Raw genomic sequence first — 15,172 nt, forward strand, 5'->3', positions numbered from 1 at the left:
GCTTTCATGAGTGCAAGGACGTTGACTTGCCAAGTCACCGAGGTTGAGAACTTAAGCCCCGATGTGTTTGGTGTGACGCTAGCCGGACGCGCCGAAGCCATGCAGCATGCGCCGGGGCAATATTTAGAGCTTAAGCTGGACGACACCACCTGGGTGCCGTTTTCGATCGCCAGTGCCGATCGCAGCGATGGTGTTATCGAGCTGCATATTCAGCACTGGCCGGAGCGGGATAACTCAGCACGGCTGCGTGAACTGCTGCAGGTAGCCAACCAGCTCACGCTGCGTTTGCCCGGCGGTGAGTGCGTGCTTGACCGCGAGAGCGAAAGGCCGCTGCTGTTGATAGCGGCAGGCACCGGTTTTTCCCAGATGAAAGCCATTGTCGAAGCGGCACTGCATGAACAGCCCGAACGAGAAATTTCGCTGTGGTGGGCCGCCCGGGAACACCGCGACCTCTATTTGGAGCAGTTGGCCAGCCAGTGGGCGCAAACCCACGCCAATGTCTGCTTTCATGCGGTAACCGAATCGCCCTTGGAAGAGCCGTTAGCAGCGGGCGAGCGGATTGCCCATCACCTGGGGCGTATTGATCAGGTGTTGAAAACCGCAGATATCACGCCAGACACCCACGATGTTTATATCTCGGGTTCGCCCAACATGGTCTACGCCTGCCTGGATGTGCTCGACACGAAAGGCATGAAGCTTGAGCGGGTGTTTTCGGATGTGTTTGCCTATGCACCCCGTTCTACTTAATATGACCGCAGCGTTGTAACGCTCACCCTGATATAGCGTTGTCAAAAAAGGAGGCTAACATGGCCCATCACGACGAAAACTTTAAAGACGATTCTGGTTTCCTGTCCATCTTTCTAGGCTTGGTGGTGCTGGTAAGTATGAGCGCTCTGCCCGCGACGATTGGCGTGATTCAAGCTTTTGGCGGTTGAGTATTGCCATTTGCAGCGCTTGCAGGCAGGATTAAACCTCTACGCCATGGCGGCAGCCCTATCATACGATTTACTGGGGCTAGTGATTGCCAGCGAAACTAACAGATTCTAACGGAATATGGGCATGCAGCGACTAACCAACCCTCATACAGTGAACCCGCAGCCAGAATTGGCTGGCGGCTTTGCGTTTTATGGGTATTGGTTTAGCCACGGTGTGCCCCTGGCCGACGCCTAACGTCGCGCCACCAGGCACACCACTCGGTTGCCTGCCGCAAGCACAGAAGCCCCGGTCGGTAACCCCGCCGGGGCTTTTGGCGTTTTGGGCCTTGTATTGTGAAACATGGCTATTGTTGGGTTTAGTGAGTTTTCATTATTATTTCATCAAGGAGCAGCATCATGATCTATCGCGCACTGACTAACGCTTTCGCTACCTATTTTGTTGTTTATGGCTATAGCTGGCGATTTAGCGACGCGCGGTCGGTGCTAGCTGCCACCTCCGACCGTGTTCACTTGGGTGGTCACACAGCCATACGATGTCACACGATCGCGGAGAGTTAATCATGAATGCGCCTGTCAGCCCTGTTATTAATAAAACCGTTGTAAACACTGCCCACGCTACTGCTCGACTAACGCCTTCAGCGCCTGAGCCCACTGCCAAGCGGCTGCCTACTCCCGCCGAACTCAGGCAACGCATCTCGTTAAGCGACCCGCTAACGGAACAAATTGCCCGTCAGCGCCACGCCGTACAGCAAATTTTGAGTGGTCACGATGACCGCCTGCTGGTTGTCGTTGGCCCTTGCTCCGTTCACGACCCAGATGCAGCGCTGGAGTACGCCGACCGCCTGGCTGCGCTAAGCGAAGAGATCAGCGAACGTATTTTACCGGTAATGCGCGTCTACGTTGAAAAACCGCGTACTACCGTGGGCTGGAAAGGGCTGGCCTACGACCCTGGCTTGGATGGCAGCGGTGATATGCCCCGTGGGTTGGCGCTATCTCGTGAACTGATGCATGCCGTCGCTGCTCGCGGTCTGCCGGTGGCTACCGAGCTTTTACAACCGATGCTGGCGCCCTACGTAGACGACTTACTAAGCTGGGTGGCGATTGGCGCACGCACCACCGAATCTCAGCTGCACCGTGAGCTGGCCAGTGATTTGTCAGCGGCGGTGGGGTTCAAAAATGCCACCAGTGGCGATGTACAAGTGGCTATCGATGCCATGAGTGCGGCGGCCCACCCGCACCAGCGTTTCGCGGTAGACCCGCAAGGTTACCCAATCGTCCAGCAAACTGCAGGCAACCCGCACACCCACGTGGTGCTGCGTGGCGGGCACGGCGAGCCGAACTATCAGGCACAACACGTACGTGCTGCAACCACTGCGCTGCGTAATGCCGGGCAAAACCCACGGCTCATGGTTGATTGCAGCCATGCCAATGCGCGTAAAGACCATCGTCGCCAGAGTGAAGTGATGCTGGATGTATTGGCGCAGCGTCAGGCAGGCGAGGCCAACCTGGTCGCGCTGATGCTGGAAAGCCACCTGTTCGAAGGCAAGCAGCCACTTAAGCCTGGCGCCATGCGCTACGGCGTATCGGTCACCGACGCCTGCGTGGGCTGGGAAACGACCGAACACTTACTCAAAACGGCTGCAGAGCGTTTGGCGTAATTGCATTTGTAAACGCTATTACTTGTTTGCCCTGGCCAGCCCCGTATCATAGGGCGTTTGCAGCGATAATGAGGCTGGCCATGGTATTTACCCTAGAACATCACGACCCCGAGACCTACCGCCGCAAAGCCCGCATGATCAGCTTTGCCATGGCGGGGCAACTGATTATTTTCGGCCTCCTGTTCTCAATGCTCCTTACCTCCACCTTTGGCAGCAGCCTATGGCTCAATGCCCTGGGCGTGCTACTGGGGCTATTGGCTACCAGCGCGCTGTTTGCCGTGCTGCGTGAGCGCCCCTGGATGACGGAGGTGCGCTACGTCTGGCAGCTCAAACATCATTTGTCGCAAGTCAGTGGCTATCTTTCGCAACTGCGTAAAGCGGTGGAAGAGAACAATCGCACGGCGCTGGATCTTCTCACTTTCTATCACCAGGGCATGGCGCAGTTGGCAGAGCTTAACGGGCGCACCACCGACGACGACGCAGAACGGCTAGCGGAAAAAATGCAGGTTAAAATCAAACGCGAAGAGCTAGGGTTGCCCCCGCAGGTGCGAAGTATCGATACGCACGATCTGCAGGCGTTCAAACGCGGGTAAGAAGTTCAGCAAGCAATAGAGTTAGTTATACAGGGAGCATGACGTATGAATACGTTAAAAGCATGGGGTGGGGCCATCGCCGCTGCCGGTTTAATAGTGGTGCTTGGGGGGTGTGCAGCGACGCCCTCCACAGAAACGAACGCCGCTAACCAAGCAACGTTGGATAACCGGGCGCCCTTTCTGCCTTCGGCGCTTTTTCCTGGCTCTGCCCAGCGTTTTGATGCGTGGCACTGCGAGCCCGCTCAGCAGCACTTAGTGACTGCCACCAATGCCAACGATTTGCGCCTATGGTCGCTGCATGGCGCATGGCGGCTGCCCCAAGCCGTCGTAGCCAGCGGCGCCCGCTACCAAGATGGTGAGATCAGTTTCTGGAACCGGGGCGACAAGGCGTTAGTGGAAACGTCAAGAGGGCAGCTGCAGTGCTCGCTGGCCGAGCAGCGTGACGCCTTAACCCGAGCTGCGAAGCCCGGCGTGATGTTCTTTGGCCAGGGTAACGAACCGGGCTGGACGGTGGCGTTAGCGAATGACACGCCAACGTTGACGATGGAGACGAACTATGGGGAAGAGCGCCTTCAACTACCTTATATGGTTAGTGTGATGGACAATGAAGCGGGTCGGGTCGTGATTGAAAACGCTGACGTGGAGCCCTTTTTCCGCGTGCGTATCGACGCTGGAGCCTGTTTCGATAACATGAGCGGCAAACCTTTCCCCGCTCGCGTTACGCTGACCTATGGTGGGGAGCAATATAGCGGCTGTGGCCAAGGTATTGCACCCTAATAAAGCGCTAGCTCAGCAGCGATAAACCACACGCTCGGCTCGCCATTCTTGCGCCTCGAAATCGCTGGCGCACAGGGCCGAGGTGTTGCCTGCGGCACGAGCGGCGAGACGCGATAGCGTTTCTATCTGAATGTCACGGGTACTTTCCAACTGTTCGCTTACCGCAAGCGGTACCCAAAGCTCGCCCTCTAACGTGGCCAGGGTAAAACTAAACGGATGAAAGCCCGGGAAGCCGAGTCGAATATCGGTGGCGACCAGCGTCTCTTTTCCATCCAGTAGCCGCGTTTCATAGCGTAAAAAAGAACCCGCAAACCACGTTAAACGCTCTCCATGTTGGCTGGCCAGGGCGAACTCCTCTAGTTCAGTATTACGAACCAGCGGCTCAAGACGCGGCTGACGGTCGCCGTCAAACACACTGATCAGGCTTTCATAATAGCGGTCACCATCAATCACCGTGGCGCGCCATAGCACAATGTTGAACGGCGTTGGCTGTAACAGCAGCGGAGCTTCTTCCAGCCCCTGCTCCGCCAGGGCTGGGGCAAGACGTTGTTCTACCAGCAATTTCGCACCCGCTGCCATCATTAGGTAAACACTCGTGATGGTCAGCCCCCAGGTACAGGCTTTACGTACCCGTTTAGAGAAGAGGGCGATTCCCAGAGTGAGTAACAACGGCAGCGTATAAAGGGGATCGATAATAAAAATAATTGGCCACGCGGCGGGAACGAGGTCAAGTGGCCAAAGTAACTGGGTGCCGTAAGTGGTCAGCGCATCAAGTAGCGGATGGGTAATCAGAATAAGCGCAAAAAAGCACCACCAGTGGGGCAGGCTAATACCTTTTGCAGGAGCAAATCGCGCGCTCAGCAGCGCCAACAGGGTGGCTAACCCGGTGAGTACAAAAAGCGAATGACTAAAACCGCGATGCTCGGTGACATTGGCGACGGCGTCGCCATAATCCAACGCTACATCAAGATCGGGCAGGGTGCCGAGTACGGCGCCGATGAGGATGGCCTTACGGCCTAAGCGTCGGCCCAGTACGGCACCGCCAATGGTTGCGCCAAGCGCGGCTTGAGTGACTGAATCCACAGGTTTCTCCGACGGGTAAAGCCAGCTAAGATAAACGTTATGATTTAATTATACAGCGTTGTAGTGATTTATTTCCGCTGTCAAGTTTTTGTAAAGTATGGCCAAGGCCATTTTTATCAGGAGTCGATATGCAATATCTACATACCATGGTGCGTGTTAGTGACCTAGACGCTTCGCTGCGTTTTTACTGCGATCTGCTGGGTCTTAAAGAAGTTCGCCGAAAAGAGAATGAGAAAGGGCGCTTCACGCTGGTGTTTCTGGCTGCACCCGAAGATGAGTCACGCTCAGAGCGTTTGACGGCTCCGGAGCTTGAGCTGACGTATAACTGGGATCCCGAAGAGTACACCGGCGGGCGTAATTTTGGCCACCTAGCTTACCGGGTGGATGATATCTATGCGCTCTGCCAACATCTTCAGGACAATGGCGTGACGATTAACCGCCCGCCCCGTGATGGCCATATGGCGTTTGTTAAATCACCGGACGGAATCTCTGTGGAGTTGCTGCAGAAGGGCGATGCCCTGGCGCCACAAGAGCCTTGGGCCTCCATGGAAAACACCGGCAGCTGGTAGCTATTACACAAATAGCTATTCCACAAAGACTATTCCACAAAGGCTATGACACAAGGAAAGTTCACCATGACCATCAAAGGTTGGCGTTTACTGCCATTGCTCGCTTCCGTTGCGCTACTGCTAAGTGCGTGTAGCAGTTCGCCAGGGCCAAGCACTGCGCCGCAATCAGGGACGAGTGACTCATCGCTTTCGGGCGCCATTGTTGAACAGCGTTGGAACCTACTGTTGGTGGGCACCGATGAGCGGCTCTCCATGCCGGAAACGCCTTTTTTCCAGATTTCAAACGAGGGCAAAGTTAGCGGCCACGACGGCTGTAACCGCTTTACTGGTGAAGTAACACTCGGTGAAAACCAGCGCATTGAGTTTAGCCAACTGGCCACCACCCGTATGGCGTGCCCGCAAATGGGCGATGCCAAGCGGGTCACGGATATGCTGGAGACCGCCTATCGGTATTTGATTGACCATGACCGGCTGGTCTTCTTTGGCCCGGATAGTCGGGTGCTAGGCGGCTGGCGCGAAGGCAACTAATATAGTCAGTTAGTTCTCAAAAGGCGGATTGAAGCGAGCGATAAAGCGCGCATCAATCCGCTTTTTCCATTGCCATACCCACTTTCCGGATACCCCAAAGCCACCGCGGCTGGCAATCGCGCGGCCGTCGCCAGTGCCAATGAGTGACAACACCCGTTTGGGCGGCTGCCAGGGGCGTAACGGTTCGCCATGGCAGGCGTGGCGGAGATTGTCCGCTAAGTGTGGCCCCATGCGCACTGCGTATACACCCGCGTTGGGCAGTGCTGGGGTAAACGCTGCGCAGTCGCCAGCGGCAAATATATTCGGCTGGCCGGTGACCTCCAGCGTGTTGTCTACGCGGATAAAACCGTGTTGATCCAACGGCAGCTCAGTGCTCACCAGCCATGGGTGGCCGACAGCTCCCGTTGCCCAGAGCACGATGTCTGCATCGATGCGTTTACCGTCCTGGGTGGTTACCCCGCCTTCAACCAGCGTTTCGCCGCGTTGCTGACTGTGAACGGTAATGCCTGCCTGTGACAGCGCACGCCGAGTTAGCCAGCGTGGCAAGCGACCGGCATCGGGCAAAAGTGCGTTAGAGGCGCTGAGCAAATGTCCCTGCCAGTCAATATCGGGCCGCTGTTTGCGCAGTTGGGCCAGCACGCTCATCAGTGTCTCGCAGCCAGCCGCGCCCCCGCCAACGCCCACCACCCGTTGGGCGCCACCGCTGGGTAAGTGGCGAATGTCATTTTGTAGCGCCTGCCAGCGCTGGTGCAGACTACCCAGTGGACGCATGGCCAGCAGCATGGGGAGGTTCTCCCCATGCTGCTGGGGAGATGCCAGAGTCGAACCGATGTTGACGGAAGCCACGTCAAAATTAACGCGCTCGCCATTCGCCAGCGCTACGTTACGTTCCCGGGTGTTGACCGTGTTCGCAGGGGAAAGAATTAGCCGGGCGTTGGCCCTTTGGCACAATGCCGCTATGTCGATCTGGGTCTCGCGCAGCGTACACTCTCCCGCTAGCCATGCGGGTACGCTGCCGGAGTAAGCTGCTAAAGGACTATCGCTCACCACGGTAATGGCGATGCCTGGTTCAGGCTGTTTGGCAAAGGCTTCGAGTACAAAGGCGTGGGCGTGGCCCGCACCCATGAGTAATAATTGCTGCATGGACATCGCCTATAGAAGAAGCAAGGTGCTGTTGGGGATTAACAGACAAAGACTTGGTTTTTACCCGCCATTTTAGCCAGATACATGCCTTGATCCGCCCGCTCAAATAGCTGGCGGGGCCGGTCGCCCGGTTGGAAAAGGGTCAGGCCGATACTAACTGTTAATGGGCCCGCGATGTTGAAGGTGTATTGCTCCACGTTACGGCAGAGCCGGTTAGCCAGCTTTAGACTGGCGTCTTGGTCAAGCCCCTTGGATATGATGACGAACTCTTCGCCTCCCCAACGCCCAAGGTGGTCATCATCTCTCAGCGTTTCCTGAACTAACTTCGCTATATCACGCAAGATATCATCGCCGGTTGCGTGCCCATAGGTATCGTTAATATTTTTAAAATCATCGATATCAAACATCAACATGGCAAAACTGACTGACGAATGGATCAAATCTTCAATCACCAGCTCTGTGTAGTAGCGGTTCCAGCATTTTGTTAAGGGGTCGGTATGGGCCAGTCCCTCGAGGCGTTGATTGGTCTTGGTTAGCTGGCGGTTGAGGTGAACGACCTCCTGGGCAGTTATGGCCACGGCTAAATCGTCGGCCAGCTCAATCATCATGGAGGCTTCCTGCGGCAGCCAATAACTCAAGACGTCTTGAAGCGTCGTATCAGCCACCAGAGCGGGGAGGAGTGGCTGTTGGCGAAACAGCACTAACCAGCCTAACGAGGCATTCGCGACGCTGAGCCGGGCCGCCAAACCGCTTTGGCAACTGCCGTTCAGCTCGGCAATCTCATCCTGAGCGTTGTACTGGTTCAACTGCTGTAACTGATGAAATAGCTGGTGCCTGGAGGGGCATTCGCCAAAGCAGTGAAGGTCGCCCTGATAAGCCAGCGCAATGCCTTCGGCCTGAAAAATATCGCACCAGCTAGCGCCATGATGCTGCAAAATATCATCAATGGAAGCCAGTCGTTTAATATCTCTGGATAGCAATCTGCGACGCGACTTTAAACCTAGCTGGCGAGTGGCCATACGCTCCGCTTTTAACAAGCGTAAGCGTTGGGAAGCAATATCGATGAGTAGTTGGATCCACTTGCCAGGCCCTGCGTAGGCGGCAGGTGGATGCCCAATATACCCCCACACTTCATGTTCGCCCTTTAGCTCATACAGTTGCAGCTCTGAGGCGGCTAGGTCGTCGTAACAATGAATAGCGAGCAGCGCGTGATGAGAGGCGAGTGTGCTTTCCAGCGGGTAGCAGTAGGCCAAACGAAGGTTGCCTGTGCTCAAGCGGCGATAAAGTACCACTGGTTGACCCTGTGTAAGCGCATGCAGCGTTTTAGCCAGCAGTTCAAAAAGCTCAAGAGGGGTTTTCGAGCCGCATAGCAAGGCCAGCTTATGACACAGATTGTCGAGATTTTGCACCGATGGAGATAGTGTGCCACTCATCCTGAATGACTCCTCAAGCGCCGCTTCTCAGCGCTTAGCATAGCAACTCGCCTAAGCGAAAACTCGAAATTGAATTAATGATTCAATCAAAAGGTGAACCGTTATTCAACTGTTATTGAACAATCGCTTCACATTGGCGGCATGAATGAAAAAATCATGTTCGCCGAGCGTCTGAAAGCGGCATTAGAAGCAGCCGGTTACGAAGCGCGACCGTCAGTGCTTGAGCGGGAATTTAACCTGCGTTACTGGGGAAAGCCGATCACTTTTCAGGCTGTTCGGCGTTGGCTGCGCGGTGATTCGATCCCCAGCCAGGATAAGCTCCAGGTTTTGGCGCGCTGGTTGTTAGTCGATCCACACCACTTGCGCTACGGCGCTAGCACCGCTTATACGGTCAGCGAACCTTCCCCAAGTTGGGATGTTTCATCCACCAATGAAGAGCGCCAATTGCTGTCACTCTACCGGGAGCTTCCCGCTGCCCAGCGTAAAGTGGTGCGCGAAATTATTGAAACATTCGCTAAAGTGCACCCGCCTGGCAACGGGCGAAACGATTAGATCCACTCATTTTTTCTAATTATCTTTCAATTCGATGTGCTAGGTGTCAATTTTCTTAGCTGAACTATCACCGCGTCGCCAATTGAAGTAGTGCTTCAATAAAGCCAGCACTCGTTCGGGTTTGTGGGCGTTTTTCCACACCCCCGCAGTGGCCTTGGCCGCTTCGCCTAACGTGGGGTAGGGGTGGATGGTGCCCAGTAGTTTGTTGAGGCCCAGGCCGTGCTTCATGGCGAGGGTAAATTCACCCAGCCATTCACCGGCGTTTTCTGCGACGATGGTCGCACCTAGAATCTTGTCTCTGCCGGGCACAGTGAGCACTTTGATAAATCCCTGGGTCGCGCCTTCGGCAATGGCACGGTCGCTTTCGCCCATGGCGTAGCGAGTAACCTCAAAGGCAATGCCCTGTGCGTTAGCCTCTTTTTCGTTTAAACCCACCCGCGCTACTTCCGGCTGCAGATAGGTGACCGCAGGCATATAGCGGTAATCCACCGTAAAGCTTTTCAGCTCGCCGAACAGTGCATTGACGGCCGCGTGCCACGCCTGGTGGGCGGCGGCATGGGTGAGTTGGTAAGGCCCGGCTAAATCACCGCAGGCCCAGATATTGGGTAGGTGGGTTTGCAGGCGTTCGCTAATTTCAAGGGTGCCCGCTTTTGTGGTCGTGATTCCCAGCGCTTCTAACCCTAAGCCCTCCACGTTGGCTTGGCGACCGGCACTCACCAGCAGGTAGTCAAACGCTAGCAGCTTGCGATCGCCGTCATGCTCCACCACTAGCTGATAGCCTGTCTCTCCGTTGAGAACTTCCAACGCCCTGGCATCGGTCATCACCGACACGCCTTCGCCCGCCAGGGTGCTTTCGACTAGCTCACCGACCTCTGGATCTTCACGGCCCAGCAGTTGGGAAACGCCTTCTACCAGGGTGACCTGGCTACCCAGGCGGGCAAAACTCTGGCTCAGCTCGCAGCCAATGGCGCCGCCGCCCAATACCACTAAGCGTTTGGGCAACTCAGTGAGCGACCAGAGGTTCTCGGACGTTAAAACGGGGGCGCTCTCAATACCCGGTAGCGACGGCACCCGGGGGCGTGCGCCGGTGGCCAGCACGATATGCCGTGCGGTGAGGATTTTATCGCCGACCTGTATTTCCCAGGGCGAGATCAGCTTGGCGTGCTCCTGGTACACCTCGACGCCGAGGCCGTTATAGCGCTCCACGCTGTCGTGGGGCTCGATATCGCTAATCGCCTGATGCACATGGCCCATTACTTTGGCAAAGTCGACCTGCGGCTCGCTGGCAGTCACTCCGAACCGGTGGGCGGTGCGAATCTCGTGGGCGGCGCGGGCGGCACGAATTAACGCTTTAGACGGTACACAGCCGGTATTCAGGCAGTCGCCGCCCATCTTGTGTTTTTCCACCAGTGCCACCTTAGCCTTCACTGCGCTGGCGATATAGCTGGTGACCAACCCGGCGGAGCCGCCGCCGATCACCACAATGTCGTAATCAAATCGCGCTGGCCGGGTAAAACCTTTATAGGCGTTACGTTTCTGTACTAATAGCACGATGCGCCGGGCGATCCAGGGGAAGATGGCCAGCAGTAAAAACGAGGCGATAAGCGTGGGGGAAAGGATACCCCCCATACTTTCCAAATCACCCAGTTGCCCGCCCGCATTCACATAAATAGCGGTGCCGGGGAGCATCGCGATCTGGCTTACCCAGTAAAACGTGACGGTTTTAATGCGCGTTAGGCCCATGACCAGGTTGATCATAAAAAACGGGAATACCGGCACTAAACGCAGGGTAAATAGATAAAGAGCGCCATCCCGCTCTACGCCGCGATTGACCGAGGAAAACTGGCGCGGAAAGCGTTTTTCGATAGGGCCACGGAAAAGAAATCGTGAAAGTAGAAAGGCCAGCGTAGCTCCCATGGTGCTGGCGAAGGAGATAATCAGCAGACCCCAACCTAAACCAAATAGCGTACCGCCAAGTAGGGTCATCAGCGTGGCGCCTGGCAGTGAGAGCGCAGTGATCACCACATAAACGGCAAAAAAGATCCCCGCTACCTGCCAAGGGTTTTGATTAAACGCCGCTTGGAAGTCGCTTTGATAAGCCTTGAGGGTCTCTAGCGTGAACCACTGGTGGGCGCCGCTCAGAAAAAACACCCCAATGGCAAGAATCAGTAACGCTGCAATAATCAAACGTTGTCGGGTCACAATAAACGCTCCAGCGCTATTAAGATAAGTATCAGTGTTTGCTGTGTGAAGGGAGTGCCCACTTCCTTACATTGATGCAGGCAATCCTTTCCAGCGCTGCCAGTCTTCGGGGCGATCCACGTCCCAAATAGTCGCGGGGTAGGCGGCGCGCAGGCCTAACGCCTCAATGCGCTGCTGAGTGGTCGCTAGCACGCGTTGGGTGCCCCAGGGGATCCCTTCAAACAGTGCGGGGTAGTCCTGCTGGGTGCCCACAAAACCGTAGCCGCCATCTTCGGCGGGTAACATCACCACCTCAAAGCTGGCCAGCTGCTGCGCACAGGTGGCAATCAGCGCGCTGGTGATGCTCGGGCAGTCGCTGCCCATTAGCATGGCAGGCCCTGGGGTGCTGTTCAGGGCGTGGCGAACCCTTGCGCCTAAGTCACCTTCTGGCTGGGCGCTTAGCGTCACACCAAACGCCTCGCGAAGTTCGATAAACAGCGGGTGCGCGTGATCAAGCGCTGTCCATAGTGTGACATTTGCGGCAGGCAGCGCTTTGCAGGCATTAGCGACGCAGTGGCGTACCAGCTCCGCGTGGGCGTTGGCAGCACCTTCCAAACCGAGTAGGGGCGACAGGCGCGTTTTAGCTTGCCCCGCCAGCGGTGCTTTGGCTAGCAGGTGCAGGTGGGGCGTTTCAGCGGGCATCGCGATACTCCTTGGCGAGTTGGGTTGCGCTAAAGCCGCGCCAGTAGCGGTAGCGCAGCCGCCACATGAGGCGGATGGTTTTCCACGCGCCAAACTCATCCCAGCGTCTGCCCGAGCTTACCACTTTCGCCTTCAAACAGGCGGGCCGAGACAACCGCTTGAGCCGTTTAGACAGCTCAATATCTTCCATCAGTGGCTGTTCGGGAAAGCCACCGACTGCCTTGAAGGTGCTTGCGCGCATAAACATGCCCTGATCGCCGGTGACGATGCCGGTAAGCCGGGAGCGCTGATTCATCATCCAGCTCACCATGGGTAGCCAGCCGCTGCGCCCTGAAAGCTCAATATCAAAACGCCCCCAGGCGTGGCCGTTAAGCGCTTGGGTTATCTGTTCAATGGCGCCATCGGGCAGAATGGTATCGGCATGCAAAAATAACAGCGCAGGTGCCTTGCCATGCTGTGCGCCCAGGTTCATTTGCAGTGCCCGACCGGCTGGGCTGCTGAGCACTCGATCCGCCAGCGGTGCAGCAATGCAAGCGCTGTCATCATCACTCCCGCCATCCACCACAATGACTTCGATGGGCATGGAAATGCGCAGCGGTTGCAGCGGCGTCAGGGCCGCCTCAATTCCCGCGGCCTCGTTGAGCACCGGGATCACAATGCTCAGCCGAGGTGGTTGTTCAGCCGAGTTCAATAACCGGCCCTCCTGCTGCATTGGCGTCCTCGTGGTCGTGGGTGACCAGTAGCGCAGGCAGGCCAGCCTCGCGCAGCTGGCTAAACACCAGCATGCGCATCTCCTGGCGAAGCGCCGTATCCAGTTTGGAAAACGGCTCATCCAGCAGAACGGCTCGGGGCTTGGAAAGCAATAGTCGCATCAACGCCACGCGTGATTGCTGGCCGCCGGAAAGGGTGGCGGGGTCGCGGGACTCAAAGCCTGCTAGCCCAACCTGTTCAAGTGCCTGAGTAACTTGCTGGCGCTTGTCATTTAGATAGCGAGGCAGTCCGAAGCGCAAGTTGCCGCCCACGCTTAAGTGCGGAAATAGCAGCGGATCCTGAAACAAAAGCCCGATGTTGCGCTGCTCGGCGGGAAGGTTGAGCAAACTGCGCTCGCCCAGCCATACGCCGCCGCTGGCGGTGAATTCGCGATCAAGGAAGCCTGCAATATACGCCAATAAAGTGGATTTTCCCGACCCCGAAGGCCCCATTACCGTGAGTACCTCCCCGGGGCTAATAGTGGCATCCACTGCCAGTAACTCACGGCCGGCCAGGGCGATGCTAATTTGCTCAAGGCGTAGTGTTTGCTCAAGGCTGAGCGGCGCGCAAAAAGAAGCTGTCACATTGTCCCTCTTAGGTAGCTAAATCACGGCGGTGGGTACCCAATAAGCGGGGCAGTCCTAGCGCGAGTATAAAGCCAATCAAAGGCAGGCCCGCCTGCACTAATGCCCAGACGCCGATTAAACGTCGATTACTGCCAGAGGCAAGCGCTACTGCTTCGGTCGTCACGGTGGTCACGCGGCCCGCACCGAGTAACTGGGTGGGTAAGTATTGGCCAATACTCACTGCCAAGCCTACGGCAAACGCCGTTAACAGCGGCGCGAGCAAAAGCGGCAGGCGAACCCGCCAAAAAGCGGCACTTCGTGACACCCCCAGTGAACGCGCTACCTTTAGCCAACGCGGATCCAGGCGGCGATAGGTTTCGGCCAAGGAGAGGTATACATAAGGCAGTACAAACAGCAGGTGACCCGCGATAACCAAACCAAGCTGAGGGCGAATGCCCAGGCTTTCCACCGCCACGATTAGCCCAAATAGAAACGCAATTTGTGGCACTAGCAGGGGCAAATAGAGTAACCATAACGCGCGCTTGGGTTGAATGTGCTGGCGGTGTTCATTTTCCAGCGTTGCCAGCACGAGCGCCGTAGCCAGGGCGGTAGAAACAAGTCCAATCAATGCCGTATTAATGAGCGGTGTAGCCAGCATAGGGCCGCTGCGCTGCCAGTGATCCAGCGTTAGCATCTGTGGTAACACTTCTGGAAAGCGCCAGAAACCAGCCAGTGAAAATAGCCCCAGCCCAACCAAGGCCGCCAGCGCTGTGATACTCGAAAACAGTAATGCCGAGCGGCCAACGAGGCGCAGAATGATTTCGCCGCGTTGGCGGCTGCCATTGATCAGCCAGTACCGCGTCAGGCTGCGGATCAGCTGTTCTAATAGCCACCAGCAAAGCAGCGCAGCGACAGTGACGCCGAGTTGCAGTACCGCCGCCGCCGAGGCCATAAAACGCTGGCTGATATCCGGGTCGTTGAACCAACTCAAGATAGACACGCTCAGCGTAGGGGGCAGATTCGGGCCAAGAATCAGCGCCATATCGACGACCGAAGTGGCATAGGCGATCACTGCATAAACCGGCAGGCGAATCAGTGGGTAGAGCGAGGGGCACACCGTTTTTAACCAGCCAATGGTGGGGGAGTAGCCTAGCGACCTCGCCAGCATCAAGCGCCTCTCCGGCGCTAACTGCGGCAGTGCCGCCAAGCTCATCAGCAGCAAAAACGGTACTTCTTTTAGTACCAACCCCGCCATTAGGGAGAATCCCCAGGGATCGTTGATAATCAGCGTGTCCAGAGGGCGCTCCCAGCCCGTCAGCGACGGCGATATCAGCCGCGCCACCAAACCCGAAGGGGCAATCAAAAAGGCAAACCCAAAGGCGATAGCGGCGTGAGGGATAGCGAGCAACGGTGATACCAACCGTCGTATGCCGCGATCTAACCAAGTGCCTCGACTGGCGGCCAAAAACAGCACCACAATCACCAGCGCTACGGCTGTGCTGACTAACCCGCTGGCAAAGCTAACCATCACTGAACGTCCTAGCCCCGGCTGGTCGAACAGCATTTGCCAGGGGGCTAAACTAGCGCCATGGCCGCCTAGCGTTGGTAAGTAGCCAAACGCAGGCAGCAGCACCATCATCAGACCCGCCCCAACGGGGAGTACTAGCAGGGCAATGATGAGTGCTGGCGCCAGTCGCAGCAT

The 15,172-nt window shown here is 56.6% G+C and carries 16 protein-coding genes; 8 read left to right on the forward strand and 8 right to left on the reverse strand.

From position 1 onward, the window contains the following. Positions 1-6: 6 nt before the first annotated feature. The 5 genes from SR894_RS02165 to SR894_RS02185 all read left to right on the forward strand — a co-directional run bounded on the left by SR894_RS02165 (position 7) and on the right by SR894_RS02185 (position 3,963). Positions 7-747: an FAD-binding oxidoreductase gene (locus tag SR894_RS02165; RefSeq protein WP_133730942.1), complete on the forward strand. Its 741-nt coding sequence runs from the start codon at positions 7-9 to the stop codon at positions 745-747. Between the two features lie 59 nt (positions 748-806). Continuing rightward, positions 807-935 carry a hypothetical protein gene (locus SR894_RS02170; RefSeq protein ID WP_273192502.1) on the forward strand — a complete coding sequence of 43 codons (129 nt, stop codon included), beginning with the start codon at positions 807-809 and terminating at the stop codon, positions 933-935. Between the two features lie 560 nt (positions 936-1,495). After that, complete coding sequence (locus SR894_RS02175) at positions 1,496-2,593, forward strand: 3-deoxy-7-phosphoheptulonate synthase (protein WP_133730941.1); 1,098 nt, start codon at positions 1,496-1,498, stop codon at positions 2,591-2,593. Positions 2,594-2,673: 80 nt separating this feature from the next. After that, positions 2,674-3,186: a DUF3087 family protein gene (locus tag SR894_RS02180; protein ID WP_133730940.1), complete on the forward strand. Its 513-nt coding sequence runs from the start codon at positions 2,674-2,676 to the stop codon at positions 3,184-3,186. 45 nt (positions 3,187-3,231) lie between these two features. Next, positions 3,232-3,963 (forward strand): MliC family protein, encoded by a 732-nt coding sequence (locus SR894_RS02185; RefSeq protein WP_133730939.1) that lies wholly within the window; start codon positions 3,232-3,234, stop codon positions 3,961-3,963. Positions 3,964-3,975: 12 nt separating this feature from the next. On the opposite strand, the gene SR894_RS02190 is transcribed toward SR894_RS02185, so the two are convergent. Next, positions 3,976-5,046 carry a metal-dependent hydrolase gene (locus tag SR894_RS02190; RefSeq protein WP_133730938.1) on the reverse strand — a complete coding sequence of 357 codons (1,071 nt, stop codon included), beginning with the start codon at positions 5,044-5,046 and terminating at the stop codon, positions 3,976-3,978. Positions 5,047-5,174: 128 nt separating this feature from the next. Here SR894_RS02190 and gloA point away from each other — a divergent pair, with 128 nt between their 5' ends. After that, positions 5,175-5,615 (forward strand): lactoylglutathione lyase, encoded by a 441-nt coding sequence (gene gloA / locus SR894_RS02195; RefSeq protein ID WP_133730937.1) that lies wholly within the window; start codon positions 5,175-5,177, stop codon positions 5,613-5,615. Between the two features lie 66 nt (positions 5,616-5,681). Then, positions 5,682-6,143 (forward strand): META domain-containing protein, encoded by a 462-nt coding sequence (locus SR894_RS02200; RefSeq protein ID WP_133730936.1) that lies wholly within the window; start codon positions 5,682-5,684, stop codon positions 6,141-6,143. A 9-nt stretch (positions 6,144-6,152) separates the two neighbouring features. Here SR894_RS02200 and SR894_RS02205 read toward each other — a convergent pair whose 3' ends face one another. After that, positions 6,153-7,292, reverse strand: coding sequence for an FAD-dependent oxidoreductase (locus SR894_RS02205; RefSeq protein ID WP_133730935.1), 1,140 nt, complete (start codon positions 7,290-7,292; stop codon positions 6,153-6,155). Between the two features lie 32 nt (positions 7,293-7,324). After that, positions 7,325-8,719: a GGDEF domain-containing protein gene (locus SR894_RS02210; protein ID WP_133730934.1), complete on the reverse strand. Its 1,395-nt coding sequence runs from the start codon at positions 8,717-8,719 to the stop codon at positions 7,325-7,327. Between the two features lie 156 nt (positions 8,720-8,875). Between SR894_RS02210 and SR894_RS02215 the strand changes: the two genes are divergently transcribed. Continuing rightward, complete coding sequence (locus tag SR894_RS02215; protein WP_275951291.1) at positions 8,876-9,271, forward strand: transcriptional regulator; 396 nt, start codon at positions 8,876-8,878, stop codon at positions 9,269-9,271. A gap of 39 nt (positions 9,272-9,310) precedes the next feature. On the opposite strand, the gene SR894_RS02220 is transcribed toward SR894_RS02215, so the two are convergent. The 5 genes from SR894_RS02220 to SR894_RS02240 all read right to left on the reverse strand — a co-directional run bounded on the left by SR894_RS02220 (position 9,311) and on the right by SR894_RS02240 (position 15,172). After that, entirely contained in the window at positions 9,311-11,473 is a 2,163-nt protein-coding gene (locus SR894_RS02220; protein WP_133730932.1) for an FAD-dependent oxidoreductase, read from the reverse strand. A gap of 66 nt (positions 11,474-11,539) precedes the next feature. Next, a complete protein-coding gene (locus SR894_RS02225) occupies positions 11,540-12,154 on the reverse strand; it encodes a TIGR04282 family arsenosugar biosynthesis glycosyltransferase (protein WP_133730931.1) in 615 nt (204 codons plus the stop codon). Next, positions 12,144-12,866, reverse strand: a complete 723-nt coding sequence (locus SR894_RS02230; RefSeq protein ID WP_133730930.1) for a TIGR04283 family arsenosugar biosynthesis glycosyltransferase — start codon at positions 12,864-12,866, stop codon at positions 12,144-12,146. The genes SR894_RS02225 and SR894_RS02230 overlap by 11 nt, the downstream gene beginning before the upstream one ends. Next, on the reverse strand, positions 12,832-13,488 hold the full coding sequence (locus tag SR894_RS02235) for an ATP-binding cassette domain-containing protein (protein WP_133730929.1): 657 nt from the start codon (positions 13,486-13,488) through the stop codon (positions 12,832-12,834). The genes SR894_RS02230 and SR894_RS02235 overlap by 35 nt, the downstream gene beginning before the upstream one ends. Before the next feature lie 10 nt (positions 13,489-13,498). Next, positions 13,499-15,172, reverse strand: coding sequence for an ABC transporter permease (locus SR894_RS02240; protein ID WP_133730928.1), 1,674 nt, complete (start codon positions 15,170-15,172; stop codon positions 13,499-13,501).

The organism is Vreelandella neptunia, assembly GCF_034479615.1.
In the GTDB taxonomy this organism is placed as follows: Bacteria; Pseudomonadota; Gammaproteobacteria; order Pseudomonadales; family Halomonadaceae; genus Vreelandella; species Vreelandella neptunia.